This window comes from Treponema maltophilum ATCC 51939, assembly GCF_000413055.1.
Lineage (GTDB): Bacteria > Spirochaetota > Spirochaetia > Treponematales > Treponemataceae > Treponema_C > Treponema_C maltophilum.
Window position 1 is genome coordinate 1,618,643 of the sequence record NZ_KE332518.1, and the last position, 23,308, is coordinate 1,641,950.

Annotated in this window: 10 protein-coding genes, 1 tRNA gene and 3 rRNA genes; 4 read left to right on the forward strand and 10 right to left on the reverse strand. The window is 48.5% G+C overall.

The window, feature by feature from the left end:
* The first annotated feature begins 18 nt into the window (after window positions 1-18).
* Window positions 19-891: an SH3 domain-containing protein gene (locus tag HMPREF9194_RS07400; RefSeq protein WP_016525752.1), complete on the forward strand. Its 873-nt coding sequence runs from the start codon at window positions 19-21 to the stop codon at window positions 889-891.
* 1,173 nt (window positions 892-2,064) lie between these two features.
* On the opposite strand, the gene rrf is transcribed toward HMPREF9194_RS07400, so the two are convergent.
* The 7 genes from rrf to HMPREF9194_RS11915 form a co-directional block, all read right to left on the reverse strand.
* Window positions 2,065-2,173 (reverse strand): 5S ribosomal RNA (gene rrf, locus HMPREF9194_RS07410).
* 56 nt (window positions 2,174-2,229) lie between these two features.
* A 23S ribosomal RNA gene (locus HMPREF9194_RS07415) occupies window positions 2,230-5,200 on the reverse strand.
* Between the two features lie 208 nt (window positions 5,201-5,408).
* Window positions 5,409-5,482 (reverse strand) — tRNA-Ala (locus HMPREF9194_RS07420).
* A gap of 163 nt (window positions 5,483-5,645) precedes the next feature.
* Window positions 5,646-7,191 (reverse strand): 16S ribosomal RNA (locus HMPREF9194_RS07425).
* Together the 16S, 23S and 5S rRNA genes with 1 tRNA gene alongside form the textbook arrangement of a ribosomal RNA operon.
* A gap of 450 nt (window positions 7,192-7,641) precedes the next feature.
* On the reverse strand, window positions 7,642-7,974 hold the full coding sequence (locus HMPREF9194_RS07430) for a hypothetical protein (RefSeq protein WP_016525754.1): 333 nt from the start codon (window positions 7,972-7,974) through the stop codon (window positions 7,642-7,644).
* Window positions 7,975-8,011: 37 nt separating this feature from the next.
* A complete protein-coding gene (locus HMPREF9194_RS07435; RefSeq protein WP_016525755.1) occupies window positions 8,012-12,988 on the reverse strand; it encodes a SpoIIE family protein phosphatase in 4,977 nt (1,658 codons plus the stop codon).
* Entirely contained in the window at window positions 12,985-15,954 is a 2,970-nt protein-coding gene (locus HMPREF9194_RS11915) for a hypothetical protein (protein ID WP_016525756.1), read from the reverse strand. Before HMPREF9194_RS11915 ends, HMPREF9194_RS07435 begins: the two co-directional genes overlap by 4 nt.
* Window positions 15,955-16,115: 161 nt before the next feature.
* On the opposite strand from HMPREF9194_RS11915, the gene HMPREF9194_RS07445 reads away from it, so the two are divergent.
* Complete coding sequence (locus HMPREF9194_RS07445) at window positions 16,116-17,426, forward strand: UPF0164 family protein (protein WP_016525757.1); 1,311 nt, start codon at window positions 16,116-16,118, stop codon at window positions 17,424-17,426.
* 150 nt (window positions 17,427-17,576) lie between these two features.
* Complete coding sequence (locus tag HMPREF9194_RS07450) at window positions 17,577-18,518, forward strand: DUF368 domain-containing protein (protein ID WP_016525758.1); 942 nt, start codon at window positions 17,577-17,579, stop codon at window positions 18,516-18,518.
* Here the strand turns inward: HMPREF9194_RS07450 and HMPREF9194_RS07455 are convergent.
* From HMPREF9194_RS07455 to HMPREF9194_RS12115, 3 genes are read right to left on the reverse strand one after another with little or no spacing between them, the layout of a single operon-like run.
* A complete protein-coding gene (locus HMPREF9194_RS07455) occupies window positions 18,511-19,344 on the reverse strand; it encodes a glycosyltransferase (RefSeq protein WP_016525759.1) in 834 nt (277 codons plus the stop codon). The genes HMPREF9194_RS07450 and HMPREF9194_RS07455 overlap by 8 nt on opposite strands.
* 8 nt (window positions 19,345-19,352) lie before the next feature.
* Window positions 19,353-20,150, reverse strand: coding sequence for a 1-acyl-sn-glycerol-3-phosphate acyltransferase (locus HMPREF9194_RS07460; RefSeq protein ID WP_016525760.1), 798 nt, complete (start codon window positions 20,148-20,150; stop codon window positions 19,353-19,355).
* 19 nt (window positions 20,151-20,169) lie between these two features.
* On the reverse strand, window positions 20,170-21,960 hold the full coding sequence (locus HMPREF9194_RS12115; RefSeq protein WP_016525761.1) for a glycosyltransferase: 1,791 nt from the start codon (window positions 21,958-21,960) through the stop codon (window positions 20,170-20,172).
* 440 nt (window positions 21,961-22,400) lie between these two features.
* Between HMPREF9194_RS12115 and HMPREF9194_RS07470 the strand changes: the two genes are divergently transcribed.
* Window positions 22,401-23,240, forward strand: coding sequence for a hypothetical protein (locus tag HMPREF9194_RS07470; protein ID WP_016525762.1), 840 nt, complete (start codon window positions 22,401-22,403; stop codon window positions 23,238-23,240).
* Window positions 23,241-23,308 lie beyond the last annotated feature (68 nt).

The following is a 23,308-nucleotide window of genomic DNA, read 5'->3' on the forward strand; positions in this document are numbered from 1 at the left end:
ATCTGCCGAACCGTGCAGATGAAAAATAAAGCTGCACACGGCTATTTATTGTACCGATTATCACACGATTCGGCAATTGCCGGCTGCCATTATGTCGCCATCGATTATCACAAAGACAGTGATCATTATGTTATTGATAACAGAGTAAATGTCCGCTCGGCGCCGAACATTTCCGGTGAAAAACTGTTCCGGCTGAATGCGGGTGATAAAGTCAGGATACTCGAGTGGAATGAAGATGGGGAATGGCTTTGGGCGGAAGGCTACTATGCGCCGTGGTACAAAATCTCTTGCGCCAAAGGTACCGGCTACATATGCGGCCGGTATATTTCCTGCAAAGAGGCTGTAGGGGACCTCGACAACGACGGAGAAGATGAGGTTTTTGCATGCCTTTGCGTCAGTGAATCTAAGGGAGCGCCGATTTCCGGAAATTTCAGATATATGAGCAGCTTTTATAACATAAACACACATCACGTGCTCATAAAAGACTCACAGGTTAAAAATATCGACTTGGAGAAACTCTATTTGGAAGAATTCGATGAAAATAAAATCTCGCGAGATACCTTCTATTCAATATGGGAATGCGAATATTTGACACCGGAAGTATCTTTTCGCGTTGCCCGCAGCGGTTCTAAAGACGAAGAGGGCGGCTGGTATACAAAGCGGTATTTTTATTTTACGGACGGCACACTGAAATATCTTACTACACTTTCAGACGTTGAATCTAAAATGCATTACGGGTTTGTCGAATATTTTGAATTTAGCAATAGAAACACGATAACAGTCATGCATATATCTAAAAGCTGGGAAAACGGCACGCCTTCGGTATCCGAAAGAGAATCCGGAGGCTATTTGTGGAACGGCAAAGATTTTATAGATACCGGCGGCCAATAAGTTATAGTAAAGCATATAATTACAGTATTTCCATGTTCACTCTCTGTTTTCACCTATCTTTTTTTCCAGATATGTAAGGATCGGAATTTTATTCATTGATTACCCTCCGTTTATAATTCAGTTGCCGTATTATAAATATTTGCGGCCGTTTAAACAATTCCTTCTCTGCATTTTCCTTAATTTCATACGACATGTTTATATGGGCGTTGCCGCAAAAAACGAAGATTTAACGAGAGCGCTAAAAGAAAATCGTTTTTTGCGGCCGCGTGTTCTGCAGTACTCCTCGAAAGCACCCGCTCATTTTCCCGTGCTTTCTGCGGGGTACTGCTGCCACCCGCTAACGCCTGACGGTATACCAAGACTTAATTTAAAACTCGTCGGGGACGGCGAAAAAGTAACAAACTTTTGAGCCCCCCCGCCTGCCCACGTCGCACGCAAGCGTGCTCACCAAGTTTGCAAGAGAAGGCTGTTGGGTTTTGTAGGTAAGGTTAAGCAAACTTGATAGGCTTCTTTAGACCATGGTTTATTTTAAAGGGGACTGTCTTCGCCGGAGCCCTTTAAAATAAAAAAGCCCGGCATACCGACTAAGGTCGGGCAGCAACCGACGCACGCGAGGCGCGTGCTCACCAAGTTTGCAAGAGAAGGCTGTTGGGTTTTGTAGGTGAGGTTAAGCAAACTTGATAGGCTTCTTTAGACTGTATTTTTATTTTGAGCCGCCATACGCGGCTCAAAATAAAAAAAAAGCCTGGCAGCACTCTGCGTAACGGCAAAAGTCGATTCATTTTGCCGTTACGCATCGAGTTTGTCGCAAGGCGTCAAACTCGCATACATGCAAAGCCGTGAAAAGCTGAAGTTTTTCACGGCTGTTTTAACAGCAGTTTGCCCGCGCAAAGGAAGTATGCGTTTGATATTTCTTAGGGGCAAACTGATAGCTTTCTTTAGGCCATAATTTATTTTAAAGGGGACTGTCTTCGCCGGAGCACTTTAAAATAAAAAAGCCCGACATACCGACTAAGGTCGGGCAGCAACCGACGCACGCGAGGCGCGTGCTCACCAAGTTTGCACGGGAAGGCTGTTGGGTTTTGTAGGTGAGGTTAAGCAAACTTGCTAGGTTTCTTTAGGCTGTATTTTATGCCCTGAGGCGCATTGCGTGCGCCTCAGGGCATAAAAAAAGCCTGGCAGCAACCTACTTTCCCGCGTAAGCAGTATCATCGGCGTAAGAGAGCTTGACTTCCGTGTTCGGGATGGGAACGGGTATGACCTCTCCACTATGGCCACCAGGCATAATAAACAAAAGAAAAGGAAAAAACGAATAGTTTGGTAAGTAAAAAAGATAATATGGTCAAGCCTCACGACTGATTAGTATTGCTCGGCTGAATACATTGCTGTACTTACACCTGCAACCTATCGACCGGATAGTGTCTCCGGAGTCTTTAGGAGGGTTAAACCCTCAGGGATGATTTATCTTGAGGTGGGCTTCCCACTTAGATGCTTTCAGCGGTTATCCCTTCCGAACATAGCTACTCTGCACTTACTCTTGGCAGAATAACAGATACACCAGAGGTTCGTCCACATCGGTCCTCTCGTACTAAATGCAGCTCCTCTCAATCATCCAACGCCCACAGCAGATAGGGACCGAACTGTCTCGCGACGTTCTGAACCCAGCTCACGTACCGCTTTAATTGGCGAACAGCCAAACCCTTGGGACCTGCTCCAGCCCCAGGATGCGATGAGCCGACATCGAGGTGCCAAACCTTCCCGTCGATGTGAACTCTTGGGGAAGATCAGCCTGTTATCCCCGGAGTACCTTTTATCCGTTAAGTGACGGCGCTTCCACTCGCTACCGCCAGATCACTAAGACCTACTTTCGTACCTGCTCGAGCTGTCACTCTCGCAGTCAAGCCTCCTTGTGCCTTTACACTCGCGCTCTGATTTCCAACCAGAGTGAGGAGACCTTCGCGCACCTCCGTTACTCTTTAGGAGGCGACCGCCCCAGTCAAACCGCCTGCCTACCATTGTCCCTATACCGGCTTCACGGCACAGGTTAGAAATTTCATTCATCAAGAGTGGTATTTCACTTTGCGACTCCGCGCAGCCTAACGACCACGCCTCATTGTCTCCCACCTATTCTACACATGATAAATAAAATCCCAATAGTAAGTTACGGTGAAGGTTCACGGGGTCTTTCCGTCTAACTGTGGGTAACCGGCTTCTTTACCGGTATATAAATTTCACCGAGTCTCGCGTTGAGACAGTGCCCAGAATCGTTACACCATTCGTGCGGGTCGGAACTTACCCGACAAGGAATTTCGCTACCTTAGGACCGTTATAGTTACGGCCGCCGTTTACCGGGGCTTCAATTCAATGCTTTGGGGCTCCCCTCACATCTCCTCTTAACCTTCCGGCACCGGGCAGGTGTCACCACCTATACGTTTCATTGCTGATTAGCAGATGGCTGTGTTTTTGATAAACAGTCGCCTGGGCCTGCTCTGTGCCACCCTCTTCTTTTACCGAATCGGGCCACACTTCTTCCGAAGTTACGTGTGCATTTTGCCGAGTTCCTTAACGCGAGTTCTCTCGTGCGCCTTAGATTTCTCATCCTTCCTACCTGTGTCGGTTTACGGTACGGTCTTTATCAGCCTAGCCTTAGACAATATTTCCCGGCACCTTGATTACACCCGCTTCACTTCGACTTTCTCTCCGTTGGCTGTCACAACTTACCTCAAACGACGGATTTGCCTGTCGCTCTCAAAAGCTCGTTGCTTCGACCGGAACTACCATTCTCCGGCCGGGTTTCACCTCATGCGTCTTGCCCTCGAAACTGATAGAGGTATCGGATTTTGAACCGATTTCCCATCGACTACGACTTTCGTCCTCGCCTTAGGGGCCGACTTACCCTGGGCAGATTGCCTTTACCCAGGAAACCTTAGGTTTTCGGCGGACGGGAATCTCACCCGTCTTTGCGTTACTTATGCCTGCATTCTCTCTTCCACTACCTCCACAACCCCTCACGGGTATTGCTTCTTCAGCTCATGGAATGCTCCCCTACCACCTAACACAAAACGTGTTAGATCCAAAACTTCGGTATACCGCTTAGCCCCGTTACATTATCTGCGCTTGTATGCTCGACCAGTGAGCTATTACGCACTCTTTTAAGGAATGGCTGCTTCTAAGCCAACCTCCTGGCTGTCTGTGCATCCAAACTTCATTTTACACTTAGCGGTATTTCGGGACCTTAGTTGTTGGTCCGGGCTGTTTCCCTTTCGACTACGAACCTTGTCGCACGCAGTCTCACTCCTATACGTTGTTTTGCGGCATTCTGAGTTTGATTGGGTTTGGTAGGCAGTGACGCCCCCTAGTCCATCCAGTGCTTTACCTCCGCTAAATTTGTATAAGGCTGTCCCTAAAGGCATTTCGGGGAGAGCCAGCTATTTCCAGGTTTGTTTAGCCTTTCACTCCGAGTCACAAGTCATCCATACCTTTTTTAACAGATTATAGTTCGGTCCTCCACAAGGTTTTACCCTTGCTTCAACCTGCTCATGACTAGATCACCTTGGCTTCGGGTCTACCTCATGCAACTTTATTTCGCCCTGTTAAGACTCGGTTTCCCTTCGGCTCCGGGACTCCCATCCCTTAACCTCGCTGCATAAGATAACTCGCAGGTTCATTCTACAAAAGGCACGCTACAACGCTTTCGCGCCGTAACATCTTGTTAGTTTATGGTTTCAGGTTCTATTTCACTCCCCTTGCAGGGGTTCTTTTCGCCTTTCCCTCACGGTACTGCTGCACTATCGGTAGCTGTGGAGTATTTAGCCTTGGATCGTGGTCGACCCCGCTTCCGGCAAGGTTCCTCGTGCCCCGCCGTACTCAGGTACCGCATCAAAGAGTCTTATTCATTTCGTGTACGGGGATTTCACCCTCTCTGTCAGGCCTTCCCAAACCTTTCCACTATAAATAAGTTTTCTCACCAACTCTTCGGGTCATCCCCATGCGGCCCTACAACCCCCGTTTAACCGGGTTTGGGCTCCTCCGATTTCGCTCGCCGCTACTTTCGGAATCTCCGGAGGATCGCTCCTCTTCTTGATTTCTTTTCCTTAAGTTACTTAGATGGTTCACTTCACTTAGTCTGGCTTTACTACCCTATTTTATTCAGGTATCGTAATGACGACATCTCTGTCGCCGGGTTACCCCATTCGGCTATCCGGGAATCACGGAATGTGTGCTTCTCCTCCCGGCTTTTCGCAGCTTACCACGGCCTTCTTCGCCTCACAGCTCCCAGGCATCCGCCATAAACCTCTGTCGCTTGACCATATTATCTTTTTTGCTTTCCGTATAACGCCTCATCGCTTCAGGATCAGGTCAAGCTTCCTCGGCTTTCTTCCTTCCGCTCCGCGCCATACGCCTTCGTTTCTTCCTTCCCTTCATTGTCAATGTGCGCTGATTACTTTCCGCTTCAATGCGGATTTCATCTATGAAAAACCATTCTACGGCCGAAACCGCCGAATGATTGATTTTACTGGAGATAAGGGGATTCGAACCCCTGACCCTCGGCTTGCAAAGCCGATGCTCTAGCCAGCTGAGCTATATCCCCGTCATATAAATAAAAGGGAGGAAAAGAAAGCACAAGAGGCTTTATAAACAAAGGCCCGTGTTGTACATCTGACACTTTATAAACACGCTGTATTTCTACCCCGGTTTGCCTTCGGCAAACCGGCAGTAAAAAAACACGCAGTGTTTTTTTACCTTTCTCTTAGAAAGGAGGTGATCCAGCCGCACCTTCCGGTACGACTACCTTGTTACGACTTCACCCTCCTTACAAAGCATACCTTCGGCAGCGTCCTCCTTGCGGTTAGACTACCGACTTCGGGTACCCTCTACTCGGATGGTGTGACGGGCGGTGTGTACAAGGCCCGGGAACGTATTCACCGCATCGTGCTGATATGCGATTACTAGCGATTCCAACTTCATGGAGTCGAGTTTCAGACTCCAATCCGAACTACGATAGCTTTTTTGCGTTTTGCTCCGCTTTACAGCTTCGCTTCACTTTGTTCCTACCATTGTAGCACGTGTGTAGCCCTGGACATAAGGGCCATGATGACTTGACGTCATCCCCACCTTCCTCCGGTTTGTCACCGGCAGTTCCGCCAGAGTCCTCAGCTTTACCTGTTAGTAACTGGCAGTAGGGGTTGCGCTCGTTGCGGGACTTAACCCAACACCTCACGGCACGAGCTGACGACAGCCATGCAGCACCTGTTGTACCTCGTATTGCTACGCTGCCGTATCTCTACGGCATCAGATACTATGTCAAACCCAGGTAAGGTTCCTCGCGTACCATCGAATTAAACCACATGCTCCACCGCTTGTGCGGGCCCCCGTCAATTCCTTTGAGTTTCACCCTTGCGGGCATACTCCCCAGGCGGTACACTTATCACGTTTGCTTTGGCACCCAGCTGTTATGCCAGACACCTAGTGTACATCGTTTACGGTGCGGACTACCAGGGTATCTAATCCTGTTCGCTCCCCGCACTTTCGCACCTCAGCGTCAATTATCTGCCGGTAACCTGCCTTCGCCATTGGTATTCTTCCACATATCTACAGATTTCACCCCTACACGTGGAATTCTGGTTACCCTTCAGTAATTCAAGATCGGCAGTTCTCAATGCTGTCTCACAGTTAAGCTGTAACATTTCACACCAAGCTTGCCTATCCGCCTACATGCCCTTTACGCCCAATAATTCCGAACAACGCTCGCACCTTACGTGTTACCGCGGCTGCTGGCACGTAATTAGCCGGTGCTTATTCAAGCCCTACGGTCACCGCACAATCATTCCCTATTGTGCTTATTCATCAGGCTTAAAAGGATTTTACAACCTTTCGGCATTCTTCATCCACGCGGCGTCGCTCCGTCAGACTTTCGTCCATTGCGGAATATTCTTAACTGCTGCCTCCCGTAGAAGTCTGGGCCGTATCTCAGTCCCAATGTGTCCGTTCACCCTCTCAGGCCGGATACCCATCATCGCCTTGGTGGGCCGTTACCTCACCAACAAGCATAATGGGCCGCGAGCCATTCTTTTAGCGAAGCCTTAGCTCCTTTCCTCGTATCCTTCTAATAAATACGGTCACATTCGGTATTACCTACTATTTCTAATAGCTATCCCCAACTAAAAGGTATGTCACCCACGTGTTACTCACCAGTCCGCCACTCTCAAAAAGGGGCAAGCCCCTCTTTTGCCGTTCGACTTGCATGTTTAAGACGCGCCGCCAGCGTTCGTTCTGAGCCAGGATCAAACTCTCCATGATTGTATTCATAGGTCTTGCGACCAATGATTTCATTTCAAATCGTCCCTTGCTTTTATTTCAAGGATTGCACCTTCCGTACCCCGCTTTATGCAGAATACTTCCGATGCATTGACTGTGCCGTCCTTTAGACGGCTGCCCTTGTTTATTTCAACCCGGATACTTTCGTACCCGCACTATTGAACCTCTTGCTGTCTTACAAAACCGTTTCCGGCTTTGTAGCATTTGCAGTAACCGTCACGTTACTGCAGCTTTCTTTTCCTTCCCTTGTATTTCAAGTTGCTCTTTTTTTGCCGTCTACGGCGGCAAAAAATATGTGCCGCGCGAGCGTTTTACTCAAGCGGCGAGTGTGTTGAATATATCACAGCCGGCTATTTCGTGTCAAGCACTCTACAGCTTTTTTTTACCTTTTTTTAGCTTTTTTTTACTCTTCCTACGCTTCTTTACGGCTTTTTAGCCCTTTTTAGCGGTTCCGGAAGAAGCGGACGCTTTGGAACGTACTTCCATTTCATGTTTTAAGCGTTCGATTTCGTCCAATACGGCGGCAACCTCCGCGTTTTTTGCCGTTATCGACGCTTTCCCTTCGCATACAAAGGCATCGTACACCAACAGTCCGAGTTTGGCAAAGCATTTGCGGCTTTGACTTTCGAGCCGGGTCAGTTCAATCTTTGTTATGCCCTTATCGCCCAATTCCTGAATTTTGTTTCCGGCCTTTGCCAGCGCTTTTTGCGAAGCGTCGAACCCCTGGTCGATCAGTTCTTTCATCTTGTTCATAAAATCATTCATAGTCTGCTCCTCTTTTATAAAAGCTACTTCAAATATACTACTTTTTTTTAATTCCGACCAGCGTAAGATCGTCAAATTGTTCGTCTTCTTTTATATGCGTATAAAACATGTATTCGTCGCGCAAAGAACTTTGAAAGTGCTCCGCCCGCTGCGCGCAGTATACCGAATATTGCACAAAATGCTTTTTCAAAAATGCATCGACTTTTTTATCGATGACGGCATGATCGTAGGCATTTGCTTCGGGAGACTTATACATGCGGAACACTTTTTCGACGGAAACGAGAGCCATAACGGCATCTTCGGGCGTTCCGGCACAATCGGAAAAGTCGAAGTCGAAACTTTGATCGGACGCAAAGGTGCGCGGGTTGCTCCGTTTTATAAGCGAATACGTTTTGCGTTTGAATACCGCTTCGATAATATCGTGCACGCGCGTGGCGGACATTTCTTCGCCGTCAACGACACTTGAACCTTTTTTACTCATATAAACGATGTAAGCATACACATCGTCTTTCATGCGTGCAATAAAGTTTAAAAACTTTTTGGAAACCGTAAGCCGGTTGTAGCGCTTTATGTACGCGCGCACTTGCGCTTTGCCGATACGCTGTTCTTGCGGAACCGAATCGGCTTCAAAAGCGGCGTATTCCCGTGCCCACGGGTCGCAAGAGCGCACGCCCTGAAGATATTTTTTCGGATCGGAAATATCGGCCGACTTTTTTTGTAAAAAGACACGCAAAGGTTCCGGCAGCGTTTGTTCAAAATCGCGGAAGGCTTTATCCGCTTTCAGTTTTTGTCCGTCGGCATAGAGGTTTAAATATTCTTCGTAGCCCTTTTGCTCTTCATCGGTAACGGGAATATCCGTTTCGTCGCGGAATTTTAAAGCGCGGCCTTCATTGTCGCGGTAAAGCCGCTTCGCTTCTTCAATACCGTCGGTGTATAAAAACAGTACGTCGCCCGAATCCACATGGACTTTTTCGACCGGATAGCCGCCGCGCATTTCCACGAGGTCGGACGGAAAGGCGCCGGCCGTAGGCGTTTCCTTTAACGTAATCGTTCTTTTTTGTCCGGCGGACGCATCGTATAGGTGAATCAAATTGTCGCCGGCATTACAAAAGTAAAAGTCGCCCGCAACGGAATCGAAAATAGCCAAGGTAAACGCGGCGAATTTTCCGAACAGATTTCTGTTTACTAAGTGGTCGTTTATTTTATACACCAAGGGCGATAAATCGACGCCGTTTTTTTGTATGTTCCAGTTTGTAAAATATTCGGTGAACAGGGCGGCGACTTCGGCCATAATAAGGGCGGCAGGCGAGCCCTTGCCCGATACGTCGACCTTTATAACGGCAAAGCGGCGCTCGTCGAGTTTTTTATAATCGAAATAGTCGCCGGAAACGCCCTTTGCGCCTTCGTAATAGCCGAAAAACTGCGCATACGGCGTATCGAGTCTGCCGACCGATTGCTTGACTTTTTTACCTTCGATACTGACTTCGTCAAGCGGCAAAAACGCACGCTGTACTTCCTTACCGCCGAGCAGCATATTTTCGTTGACCGCGGCTTCAACCAGTGCGCGGGTCATGTCGTTGACGTTTTCGCTCAAAAGTCCGATTTCGTCGCCCGTATCTACGGGAAGATCTTTACCGGCAAGTTCGGCTTTGTCGCCCGTATCGCGGATCATTGCCACGTGGGACGCAAGGCGCCTGATCGGCCGGATAATAATCGACGCCAAAACAAGCGAACCCGAAATACCGATGATGACGGCGACAAGAGCGATGATTGAAGCGGTAAGCACAACGGTCAGCGTCGCCCGGTTTACGGTATTGATCAGTTCTTCGGTGCTGACTTTAAGCAAGATTACCGCACGCACGTAAATCTGTTCGGTACCGCGCCGATACAAAACGGGTTTGTAAAAAAGATAGTCGGTAACGCCGCGCGACAGGCGCCCGCTGTTGAATTCGGGAAGAGAACCCGAACCGGCTTTCGACAGATCGTTTAAAGCGCGATTAAGCGTTTGGGTAAGCTGCGTACTCGCCTGCTGAATATCGTTGCGCCGCTCAACCGATGCGGCGTCCGTTTTCAAAGCAAGCGACATTCCTTCGGCAGTTAAAGAAACCAAATCGGAAGAAATGCCGCCGATTTGGTTTTCGGCTTCCCGATTCAATAAAGCGATTCTGTCGCCTATAAGTGCCGCCTCTTCATGAATAAAGCGCGAAGATCCGAGAACGAGCGTTTGACTGTTTATTTTATTCGCTATATTCGGATCGTTGGACGCCCACACATAATCGACATGCGTATTGCTGCCGTCGGCGGGCAAACCCAAAATCGTACCGTATTGAATTTCGCTCATCGATTCGCTTTGATTGAGCAGCAAACCGAGTTCGAGCAGGTTTTGTCCGGGCATATAGTTTTTTACGCCGGAAGCAAGACTTTCCGTCAAAACCGAAATGCGGTCTTCCAAGCCTTTGGCAAGGGTGCTTTCCTGCGTCCGCACAAAGATAAAGCCTAAAGGAACCGATACGAGCAGCGTGAGCAGCAATACCAAAATCGACGTAAAAAACATCATCTTGTATCTTAAACTCATTCCGCGCTGGCGCAATTCTTTTTCTTTTTGTTTCCGTTCCGATACCATACCTTCTCCTGAAATAAAAGCGCGCACTTCACGCCTTACCGTAATCGCATCCTGCACCGTTACGAGCATTTGCCGCGACACGAAAAAAAGCCCCGCGGCAGCCAAAATAAATATCGTCCACAATAAAATATCGCTTATTTGAACCGCATACCGGGACGGTGCGCTGTATGCTTTCCACGGCGGCTCAAAACGATAGGCATAGTCGCCCGTTTTTACCGTACCGAATTCGTTTACCGATAAAATCGGCTGCGTCATGTATAAACCGCGCTTCGGATGCAAAATACCGATGCGGTACGTTCCGCTTTCCAAGCCGGCAAATTCTATGCCGCCTATTTTCGTGTCCGAGACGATTTTAAAATCGCCGCTTGCATATTCGAATACCGCATCGTAGGGCGCTTTGCCGTCTTTGTCCAAATACACGGCGGAAATCGCGCCGTCGGAACTGAAACCCTTGCCGAAAATGCTCAACGACACATTGCCGTACACGTCGGTTTGCGGATATACGGCGGTTACGGCCGTGTACGGGATGTATTTATTTAAATAGACGGGGATGACGGCTTTTTCGCCGATATTGCCCGCAACGTCAACGGCGGAAACGGAAAACGCGTATACGCCGTTGTCCCAATTCGTCCACGAAGCAAAAGAATTGCCGGTAACGATTTTTGCAGGCACACTCGTTTTTAAAAACGCCGCACTTTGCGTACCGTAGGCTGCGGGATTTTTCCGGTAATCGCGAAGCGAGCCGATATACTGCAGCGAATAGGTATAGCCTGCAATAAGGTCGTCGTCGGAAGCGGGGGTGCGCCACTGTATGCGGAACGTATTTGAAGTCATAAAGCCTGCATCGTCCAAAGGCGGACTTACAATCTCCGGTTTTTGAGGCGGCGTCGTATCCCGATAATATGAAACGCTTGCGCTTTCAGACCAGTTTCCCGCATGATCCGTAACCCGCACTTTTAAATACCATAAGCCGTCGCTGTCGGGAAAAGCCGAAAAGGTCGTTTTTGACGGGAATTCCATAAACGTTTCCGGCGGCTCTTCGTCGGCGTTTTTTGTTAAAATCCACGAATATCCGGCAATTCCCGACGAATCCTGCGGAATTTGCAAACGCACGGAAAGTTTTCCGCCGTTTGAACGCTCGCCGTCTTTAAACGATGCGGGTTTTAAAACGGGCGGAGAAACGGAGCGGTCGGCCGAAAGGCGGATTACGCGGTAGCTTTTGCCGCTTTTTTGTTCCCAAAAAATGTGCAAATCTTTGTCGCCGGCGGTAAACAGCGGAGAGCCGTACACGGAAGATGAACCGCTGACGGAAATGCGGCTTTCGTCCCACAGCATGCCTTTTTTCGACGCGAAATAAATATTTTCGATACCGCGCCGCGTGTCGGTCCACAGCGCCGCAAGGTTTCCTTCATACGTAAACAGCACCGGCTGGTACGCGGCGACTTGACGCGGCGAAATCTGTTCCATCGCGCCTTTTATTCTGCCGTCGTTTTCGCCCAACGGCGCGACAACGACTGCGGATCTGGCGGACGACGTGCGGGAGCGCTCCCATGCAAGGTAGAGCGTATTTTCAAAAAGATACAAAAGAGGCCGCTGGTTTGTATAGTCGGTTACAAGTCCGGTTCCGTCGATTCGGTCGGTAACGAGAACCGGCTCCGACCATCTTCCGCCCCTGTCGTCCGAATACGACGAATAAAGCTGATAGGTAATACGGTTATTCGCGATGTACGTGGACTGAAAAACAACCATTTCGCGTCCGTTCGGCAACGCGATAAAATCGGGCACAAAAGAATTGGCCAGTTTTTGCGAAGGCGGAAAATCGCGGAAATCCTGCCAGCGTTTTCCGTCGGGCGAGCGCGTAAACTTTAAAGAAAAACTTTGACTGTTTCCCTGAGTCGCAAAAAGCACAAAACCGCCGTCATAGCTGCGGAAAACGCGCGGCGCGACAACGGACATACCGCCCTGATTCAGCTTTGTTTCGGTAAAGGATGTTCCGCCGTTATCGGACGTAAATACGGCGATCGTTTGCGCATCGGCAAGGGCGCATACGCTGATAACGCCGGCCGAATTGACGGCGACTGAAAACAGGTTCGGTACTTCGCCCGAATACGCATACGGGCCGGCAAATCGCCTTTTTGCAACCCAGTTTTTGCCGGTTTCGGAAGACATAACCTGAGCCGAAAGCCAGATTCGTCCCTGTTGATCGGAGGTTTTTTCTATGTCCTGCCATACGACAATCGAGGTATCTTTACCGTATGAGGAGGCGGGAAAACGGCTTTCGCCGTCGGTAAGCGTTACGGGTTTTTCCCAATACAGATCGACGGCGGCTAAAGCCGATGCAAAAACGGAAAAAATAAGGATACAGGCACAAGCAATTTTTAAGCGCATCATAACAGCGAATCCACCTTATTTTTCAAATCGATAACCTTTGCCGACTTACGCAGCTTTGTATTCCGCCACAGTTCGGCGACAAGGGCGGCAGCCGTAATCGTATTTCCCTTCGAAAGCTCTTGGACGGCCTTTTGGTACAGCAGTTCATCATCGGCGGTTAAAACGACCAGCGATTGCCCGCCCATACCGGTTTTTATGCGGTCTACAAGAATAGCGGCTTCGCTGTTTTCAGGATTAAGCGTCAGCGCTTCGTCCAGCTTGCTTAAAACGCCGTTAAGAACGATTTCGTTTCGCGGATTCGCTTCGTATTGGCGCCGCGCTTCGTTTACCAATCGGGCGGCACGCGCGATTTTTTGCGGATCGGGCGGCGGTACGATAATTCCCAATTCGACTTCCATATCGTAAATAAGCTTCTTTAAGCCGGGATATTTGGGATTGATTTCATATAAGTCTTTTAAGTCCGCATAGGCTCTGTTTACCGTAGCGGGGTTCCGGTATTCGCTGCGCGCCGTATTGTAACGCTGGCGGAACAATTCTTCAAATCCGGCAGGATCGATAAACTTCGCTATGCGGAGCGCCAAAAGGTTCGCTTCCTGATTGAGCGGATACAGCACTTGCACGTCTTTTATTTTTTCGCGTGCGGTATTGAGCAGTTCCATGCCGGCACTTCGGGAACCCGAATTGATTTTTTGTCGTCCTTCTTCGAAGTACTGATAGGCGGCGTTAAGCGTTTGACTTATTTCCGGGTACAGCGGATCGGTAACCGGCACGGAGCGCCCCGTCCGTATGGAAAGTGCATTGCCGATAAGCGCTTTAAGGTTTACGACCTCGGGATTTTGCTCGACGTTTGTAACTGCCCAGCGGTCTTCCGCCTGCAAAATGAGCCGTTCGGCCTGCTCAAAATCACCGTTGTAATACAAACTGCGCGCGCTCGTAATGAGAAGACGCACGTCCCGCACAACCTTGCTGTTTTCAAGCCGGACGATGTCGGCGCCGAGCGCATCCAGCTTTTTATCGGTTTGTGCACGAAGCGTTTGCGAATCGCGGTACGACAAAGATTCGTTGTACTTATTGCGCGCTTGCTGCAAAGACTCGCGGCTGGCATCGAAATCTTCACGCTGCAAAGCGGCAAGCGCCTGCGAGTACCTGAAATCGGCTTCGTTTTGCGCCTGCAGCGCCAAGCGTATTCTGTTTTGAGCGAGCCGTGAAGATTCGGCAATGCGCTGCACAAGGTTATTAAAATACTCAAGATCCGAGCGCGCACTGCGCAAATTCGCCGCGTACAACTGTGAGCCGGGATTTTGCAATACCGGTTCCGCCGGCGCACCGGAAAGCAAATCGAAGCGGACGGTCGCGGCCTTTACGTCTTCGGCCAAATCTTTTTGTATCTTTTGCAGCGCGGTCAACGCTTCTTCCGGCTGCGACGAAACGGAAGGATCCGAACCTTCGTTTATAAGGGCGCGGGCTTCGCCGTAAGACGTTTCGTATCGTTCGCGCACAAAGCTTGAAGAGCGTACGACAAACGAGCTTAGCTTTTCCCATGTGCGCAGCGTCTCCGCATCGTTTTCGCCGGCAAACCGGGCAAGAGAGCGGCTTAAAGCCGTATATAAACTTTCCCACGGCGGAGCGGAAAATCGGCTGCGCGCGGCATCCAAAGCGCGTATATCGGCGGCGCATGTTTGAATGACAGCAACTTTTTGGGCGGCATAAGAGGTAAGCGTATCCGCATAGGAAATAACGCCCAGATTTTTTTGCAGTTCGCGAAGCGGCGGGCTGGATATATCGTCATGCGCTTTTTTTTCGGAATCGAAGGTCTCCTTTTGTGCAATGAATTTTTGCACGTACGCCGTAAGAACTTTATTGTAATCCAGTGCCGAATCATAGGATGCATAAAACGAAGGAACCGAAGGAGCGTCCTCGCCTTCAAAAAGCGTATATAAGGAAATAAATTCTTTTCCGATATCGGCGATCCGCGTCAGTTTTTGCGAGTCGGCAGTTGTGCTTTGCGCGGCATCAGGCAATCGAGCGGCAATGTCGGTCGATTTTTTTTCGATAAAGGCGGTCAACAACTCGCGCGATTGAGAACACAGGATTTCCCACTGCCGATCCAATACGCGCACGATTCCCGTATCGGGATTGGACGTGCGCCCGAGCAAAAAGCGGTAAGCAAAGGGCAAAAAGGAGGCTTCGGTCAATTCGGGATTGTCCTTTTTCATTTGCGCAAAACTCGTTTGAAAATAAAGCCCCGCACGCATAAACACGTTGCGCACCGCGGCATATTCGCGCAAAACGCCGTCGTAAGAGCGATAGGATTCCAAGACGCGGTCGGTGTCGTATTCGGCCAAAGCGGCGTTGAATCTTTCGGCCGCAGAGGCAAGGGTGTTTTGCAGCGCTTCGTACGAATCGAGCGCTTTCGATACTTCGGTTAAATGCGCGTCGGTTTTTTCAAGCAATTCCGTACCGGCAAAATCTTCATAAAAATCGCTGCGGTATAAGGTAAGCCCGTCGGCAAAGCGCCGTGCCGCTCCGGTAAAGCGCCTGCCGTTTAAAAGCGCGGCACCCTCTTTCATAATGGAATCGAATACGGCGCGGTAATACGTAAACTGCGAAGCGATTTTCGTTTCGGCTACAAAGGCGCGTTCGGTTTCGGTCGGGTCGCTTTCCTGCCTTTCGAGCCGGTCAACAAGAGCCAGCTTTTTTTCATCGTTCAACGGCTCTTCGATGATAACGTCAATCAATTCGTTTGCCGCGTCGGTGTATTTATTGCGTAAAGCGAAAATTCTATCGATTCGGCGCTGCGCACCGTCAAAGTTCTCCGGCCGGCGTTTGATGTATTCTTCAAGAAACAGTATCGCTTCATTCAGTTTTCCCTGCGCAATAAGGTCGTCGGCCGCACTTAAATTCGCATCTTTTCGGCCGGAAGCAAAAAGACCGGATACGGCGAGAAGAATGCATATGACGGACAAAAACCTTTTACTGATAGTACGCTCCCGATTACTACTGTAGCACAGAAAAGAAATATGTAAAAGTATCCATTTTCGTTATTATTTTCGGTGTTTTAACGGTAAATAATAATGAAAAAAGACCGAAAATAGAGTATACTCAATAATATGACGGTTGAGGAAACATGCGCGGAAAAACGCTGAAAGCCGAATTGAAAAAACATCTGGCAGCCCTTCTCTTTTTATGCAGCGCCTCCCTTATACGGGCGGCGGATACGGCAAAACCGTACGAATCGCTTTTGAGTGCATTCGGATTTTTAAAAGACGGCAATGCGGGACTCACCTCGTTCCGCTCGCTGAACATACCCGTCGGCGGCCGATCCGAAGCGATGGGAACCGCCTTCAGCGCAATGACCGACGACGTTTCTTTTTTCGAATACAATCCGGCCGCAAGTTCCGTGCTTAAACAAACCGAACTTGCTTTATTCCACAATTTTTGGATAGCCGATTCGGCGGTCGATACGCTCATATTTACGCGCCGTACGAACAATTTGGGATACGGCGGCGCATTAAAAAGTTTTTACATTCCCTTTACCGAATACAATATTTTCGGCGAGCGCACATCAACCGGCTATTATTCGGAAACGACCGCCGCGTTCAATATTTCGTACAATTTTTTCGCAGGGTACACGTTCAAAGGCATCGCGCTCGGCACAAACCTCAAAACGTCTTTCAGAAGCATCCCCGATTACAGCGACAATATTTCGGGGCGGGTTATACCGAAAAGCGGACTGAGCCAATCGGGCGTTGCGCTCAGCGCCGATGCGGGCATGCTGTTGCGTTTCAATTTGGCAAAATTTTACGCGTCGCGCGACCCGAACTTCAACATCGGTCTGAGCCTGCACAACGCGGGCTTTGCATGGACGGGGTTCGGCAAAAACACGAGCGCGGATGCTCCGCTTCCTTCGTATGCGTCGGCCGGCGTTTCGTATAAAATGATAAAACCGGTTACGCTCGCCTTCGAGTTCCGCAAACCGCTGAACATGACGGATTTTTCGAAATCGGAACGTGCGAGCGCGGCCATAGGTGCCGAACTTTTTGTAACCGATTTTTTTGCCGTGCAGGCCGGCTTTTTGCTCAAAGGCGTCAATCCGAAAATAAGCATCGGTTCGTCCCTTGCGTGGCAAAAGATGATTTTCAACGCGGCCTATTCTTTCGATCTTACCTCGTCTTTGAGTCCGATCAATAAAATCAGCTTGGCCGTTAAAATGGATTTGGGCGACGGCGGCAGACAAAAAAAAGAAGAGGCTGCCGACAAGCTGTACACCGAAGGCATGCGCTTGTACGCGCAGGGCGAATTCGAACAGGCGATCGAAAAATGGCGCCAAGTGTTGAAACTATACCCCCGCTTCGACCCGGCAAAAAAAGGAATCGCAACCGCGCAAAACACCCTCGATTTACACAAAAGAATACGCGACATTCAAACGCTGAATTAAGTGCCGCACAAAAAAAAGCGCGGTAAAACCCGTTTGTAAAACCTTCAGTACCTGCACTGTATATTTTTGAGAAAACGGCGAAAGCGGTAACATGCAATTTTTTTTCATACGGGCCGGGACATTCCCCGCCTTTTGTGATAGAATCGCGCCATGGATATTTTTCGGACTCTTGCAATCGGTATTGTAATCGGCATGGCAAACGTGATTCCCGGCGTTTCGGGAAGCACCATCGCGGTGGTTTTCGGCATTTACGGTAAATTTATTAACGCGATAACGCTGAACGTAAAAAAACTGCTGCACAACAAACGCTTCGTGCTGCCGATCGTTGCGGGCATGGCATCGGGCGTGCTGATTTTCAGCAAGATCATAACCGTGCTGTATGAAAGATTTCCCGTACAGACGAATTTTTTCTTTACGGGTTTGATTATCGGCAGCATTCCGATGCTTACAGTCCTTGCGACAAAAACGAAAACGGGCGCGAAAATCGAAAAATCCGCAGTCGCCTCCATTGTATTCTGCGCGATTATCGGAATCGCCGTGATGATTTTGTTTTCCGTAATCGAATCGTCGTTCGGCACTTCACAAAGCATAGGCGGGCCGCTTCCCGCTTTTTCGGTAAAACTCGCCTTATTGATTTTTATCGCAGGTCTTTTGGGTGCGGTGGCGATGATCGTGCCGGGTATTTCCGGCTCGCTTTTAATGCTCATTATGGGCGTGTATCCGATCGTCATAAAAAGCATACCCGCGCTTTTCGTACCGGAAACTTTTTTGCACGCGCTTGTTCTGCTTCTTCCGAACGGAGTCGGCGTGCTTTCAGGACTTTTAATCGGCGCGAACGCGGTAAAAAAACTTTTGGAAAAAGCGCCGAACCACACCTATGCCGTGATCCTCGGACTTTTGTGCGGCTCGGCTTTGAACATCTGCCCGCTCACAAAACATATATTTACCGGCGGCTTTTTACAGTCCCTTTCCGGTTTTGCAAGCGTTCCGTCGATCGTATCTTCGGCGGCGGCATTGGCTCTCGGAGGAGCCATGGCGTTTTTAAGCTCGAAGTTTTCGCCCGCAGAAGAACCTTCCGAGCGGCCTATTTAAAATCGCGCTCGAACCTCGTTTTTTGATATACGTATTCATAGAGGATATCGTCGAAATTTTCGTAGCCGAATTTTTTATGAACTTTCGTGATGTGCCACTGCTTTATGTTTTCGATGTGGGGATACGGAAGCCAAAAAAGGCGCTGTGAAAAATGGCGGATTACGGTGTTTTTGTAAAGGAATTTTTGATCGTTGAACCGCTGCGAAAGTATTTTTTTTCTGACCGTGCTGCGTATAATCGCGCTTTCGTCGGCAAATGTCAGTTTTTTTGTTTTTATGAGTTTTCGGCTTTTTTCAAAGAGTCCGGTTTCGCGGCATTTTTTCATATTGAACAGCAACACGCCCGCGTTTATAAAATTCGGATGTACAAGAAACTTTCCGTAGTGATCTCGTGAAGCCGCGTACTCGTAACCTTCAATGTCCGTGTTCCACAGGAGGTCTATGTCGCGGTTAAAAAGAAGGTCGATGTCGAGGTACAGGAATTTTTCGGGAATCCGCGGTTCCATGTCCGCAAAAAGCCGTATGAGCGTGTACGGCGAACAATAGCAGCCTTCGTTCGGGCATAAGGCGAATTCTTTTTCGTATGTTTCGGTAACATCGATTTTTACGACGGAATGTTCGGGATTGTATGACTTTGCAAGTCCGTCAAGAAACTCCGCCTGTGCATCGCCGAGCGCCGTGTAGTCCGCCTTGAGCCGGGTAAGGTTCATCGTGAATATGTAAAAGCGTATCCCTTCCTTCGAAGCGCTTCTTTTGAATATTGAAAGCATCGTCGTCATCATGCCGTCAAAAACCTTAGCGTTTCCGCAAAACAGTATGCTTTTCATGATTGCTCCTATATGCCTGTACGTTCAGGCTTTTCTTTTTTGATGTACGTAACGATTTCAACATCGTTAAGAGCGCTTCTTCGGCACATCGCGTTGTACACTTCGTCCCGCAGTTTGCGCCGGCGTTCCTTCGGCGAAAGATGTTCGTCGGCAAAAAAAGGACCGTCGACATAGGTGAGCATTTTCGGATTTTCGGAAAAGCGGCGCTTTTTATAGACGTTCGTAAAGCAAAACACCGGGCAGCCGTAGTCGACCGGATACTTAAACGAAACGTCCGTAAACGGGCGGATTTTCGTATAAAACGGCCAAATATGAGCTTCAGGATATATGTAAATGCTTTTGTTGTGTTCGACATGATATTTTACGGTTTCGATGAAATTTTTCATCGCAGAAAAATTATCGGGCAAAGGGAGTGCTCCGAGATAGGGCATTATCTTTCCCCATACCGGCATTGAAACATTGTTCGGGTGAACAATTACAAAAGCCTGCTGCGGAAAACTCACAAAGGTCGGCACAAGCGGATCGGCAAACACATTCGTGTGGTTTCCGTATACGAACATGGGCCCTTTTTTGTATTTTTTTAAGACGGAACGGTTCAGTATTCGGTGGCGGAATGCGAGTTTAAGATAGAGAACGGCGATGGGCTGGGCGATAATTCGGTGAAGGAAAAAGCGCTTTGCTTTCCATAAAAAAGTTTTCCCGCCGTAGTCGTAGTGTTCGTCAATCGGGCGGGGCTGTATAACAGCGGTTGAAAATTCATCGCGGAGTTCGTCGGAATAATAGACGATCTTTTTTATCTCTGCCATAAGTCAAAAAACACAGGTATCATTCCGCATAGGAAAGCGGTTTGCCGTATACGGATTCATACACTTCTTTCCAGACTTCATAATTTCTGTCCTTCATATACTCGACATTTTGTTTTACGGAAAGGCCGGCCTTCGGATAGATCGGCGGCAAAATGTGAACCGTATACTCCTGCACCGGGAAACCGAAGCCGTCCAAGCGGTCGGAATCTTCCATAGTTATGAACATCGGAATGACGGGAGAGTTGTTTTCGGCGGCGAAACGGTATGCGCCGGGCGTAAGCGGGCGCGGCTTTTTGTAGTTCCACCACATCGCCTGCTCGGGATAGATGAGAATTTGCCTTCCTTGCGAAAGATAGGTTTTTACCGCCGCCATAAAGTTTTTCATCGTCGAAGGCAGACTGCTTAAAGGCATGGTGTTGCAGTGCTTAAACAAAAAACCGTAAAATCCCGGAAAATTCGTATAGTTTCCCTCACGGCACACCTTTACCAATTCCCGATGATAGACGTGCTTTTCTATCGCCTTGTATACGGCAAAATTGTCCATGGGATTGAAGTGGTTGCACGTGATTATCGCGCCGGTTCTTTTCAGCGGAATATAGTTTTCAAGCCCGCGAACTTCTTTTATAACCATTTGCCCCGATTTCATAAGGCGGTTAATATGGCGGCGCGCGAGCATATTCGCAAACTTCATCCACAGTTTGCTGGAAATCTTTTTATTCAGATAGTCGACCATTTCGGGGCGGAGCGGAACGGTCGGCGGATCCGGCTCGACGTCCTCGGCAAAACGACCCTCCCTTTCGTAGGCTTTTATCTTTTCTACGATCGCAAGGCGCTCGGGATTCCGTCCGGCGTTCGCCCGGTTTACCGTGTTCCGATAATTGTCGGGATCGTTCGTGTCTTCAATCGCCATCCGTTTGAGTTTTTCAAACGCTTCGGCGTCGCGTTTTTTTTGTTCGGCACCGTAGGAAGCTTTAACTTTTAAGATTTCCTCATAAAAGGGAGTTCGTTCGGCGCATTTCCAAAAACAGTCCGCGTACAGAACGTTGTCGTAGTGCCACGGTTTCCAGTCTATTTTGTAGTGAATTATCTTTAAGTTCTTTTCATCAAAGCCTTCGGTTTTATAAGCGGACTTGTTCCAGCCCACATCGAGCCATGTAATCTTGTCCTTGCACAGCACATTCAGATAATCCTCGTCCTGAGTAACTCTGAACGTAAAGCGGTTCATAAGCGAGATGAATTTTTCTTCAATATTTTCTTCGCGGTATTTTTTTGCATTTATAAGAAGCACCCCCGCACTGAAGTACTTTTCCCGCCGAATGCCGAGCGCCTTTTCCACATACGTTCCGAATACATCGAAAGACTGCATAACCTCTTCGATCGCAGCCCCGACAAGATTGTCGCCCACATCGATATTATAAAGTTCGGAAATATCGCCTGTCACCACAAGGTCGCTGTCGAGGTAAATCACTTTGTCGTACTGAGGAAAAAAACGCGGAATGAATATTCGGCAGTAGGTTTCCCTTGAATAATAATCGCGCAAATGAAAGGTGCCGGGCGTCTTTTCCATTTCTTCGCGCAAAGAAACGAATTCGACGGATGCGTTACCGCTCATCGTGTCGCGGCAGATATTTTTTATCCGTTCGGTATATTCATGATGAAGGTTCGTCGTTAAAACATAGACTTTATAGAAATGCGCTGTTGAAGCATGTTCCAGCATTGACGCCAAAGCAACCGCCATGAACGGCGCGTAGTTGTTGTCCGTAGCGAAGAACACCGGAATTTCTTTTTTGCCAGCTGTGTTGTTGTGCATAATCCATTAAGTCTACCACGAATTGTGAAATCTGTGCAATAGACGGATGTACTTCTGTCAGAGCTTCAGCGTGAACTAAAATCAATAAAAGAAACTACCTACTCACGAAAGGATACGTGAAAAAAGAGGGCGCTCAGGCAATTCGCTTCGCTCATAAGCCATTCACGTCCTCTTTTTTCACGCATTTCTCATAAGCATATTTTCTTTTAGGCTCTTTAGTCCGCCAAAGTTCTGTCCGCGTAAATCGCGAAGGAAGAATTTCCGAGCTGAACTCTACTTGAATCATTCACAATCCGCACAATTTAGGCTCAATATATTTCATCTTTTTTGTCTTACGCTATACCAATCTTTTCATGCTGAAGACCTGGTGCTTCCCGCATACATTAGCCGGGTATTCTTCCCCTCTTTAAATAAATCGAAAATTTGTGTATTCTGCAGCAGTGAAAAAATCGGCAAAAATATCGGCGGTGCTGCTTTCCGCCCTTTTGGTGTTTCAGGCGTCGGCAAAAGAATTCCGCTCCGAAGAAAATGCGCTTGTTCAAAAAATATTCGACTTCAGGCTCAGCCTCAGAACATCGGATACCGAAGACGAATGCATCGAAAAAATCATCGCATACCGCACTTCAATCTCCGACGAAATAAAAGCCTTTTCCGAAGAAGCGCGGCTCACCTGCACCAACATGCTTGCAACGGCGCACTACAACTGCGAATATGCCAAAGACATGAAATCCCCGAACATGGAAAAAATTCTGCGCCCCCAGTACGAAAAAATTACGCAATTCACCCGGGCAAACGAAGGTACCGATTTGAATCCGTGGTTCATCCTCACTTCGGCGGACGTGCTGAATTCTATGATGCAGTTTTTGCCGCAAGCGGAATCCGTAAAAATCGGGCTGCAGGAAAAAAAGGACTACGCCGACATTATTGCAAAAAATCCCGATATGAGTTTCGCCTACACGCTTTCCGGCTGGTGGTATTATTACGCCCCCGCAGTCGGCGGCGGAAGCAAAAAACTTTCAAAAGATTTTTTTATCGCCGCGCTTACACATGCAAAAAGCGGCTACGACAAGTTCTACGGGAACATCAATTTGGCGCAGTTTTATTTTGAAGAAAAAAATACGGCCGAATGCGACAGGCTTATGGATGAGGCGGAAAAAATTCTTTCGGGAACACGATATGTAAAATTTCTAAGACGCATAAACGCACTCGGCTATTCGCTTTTCGACTACAACATGAATTCGCGGCGGGATAAAATAAACCGAAAATTGGCGAATCAGTAAAACCGCACAACGGCGAAAGCGATAACATACAAATTATTTCTTCGGTCGAATTCGACTGAACGTGCGAA

Bases quoted from the DNA above. Each gene is read 5' to 3' on its own strand.
- HMPREF9194_RS07450 (WP_016525758.1), top strand. From the start codon at position 17,577: ATGGATATTTTTCGGACTCTTGCAATCGGTATTGTAATCGGCATGGCA.
- HMPREF9194_RS07400 (WP_016525752.1), top strand. From the start codon at position 19: ATGAAAAATAAAGCTGCACACGGCTATTTATTGTACCGATTATCACAC.
- HMPREF9194_RS07445 (WP_016525757.1), top strand. From the start codon at position 16,116: ATGCGCGGAAAAACGCTGAAAGCCGAATTGAAAAAACATCTGGCAGCC.
- HMPREF9194_RS07430 (WP_016525754.1), bottom strand. From the start codon at position 7,974: ATGAATGATTTTATGAACAAGATGAAAGAACTGATCGACCAGGGGTTC.
- HMPREF9194_RS07455 (WP_016525759.1), bottom strand. From the start codon at position 19,344: ATGAAAAGCATACTGTTTTGCGGAAACGCTAAGGTTTTTGACGGCATG.
- HMPREF9194_RS12115 (WP_016525761.1), bottom strand. From the start codon at position 21,960: ATGCACAACAACACAGCTGGCAAAAAAGAAATTCCGGTGTTCTTCGCT.
- HMPREF9194_RS07460 (WP_016525760.1), bottom strand. From the start codon at position 20,150: ATGGCAGAGATAAAAAAGATCGTCTATTATTCCGACGAACTCCGCGAT.
- HMPREF9194_RS07435 (WP_016525755.1), bottom strand. From the start codon at position 12,988: ATGATGCGCTTAAAAATTGCTTGTGCCTGTATCCTTATTTTTTCCGTT.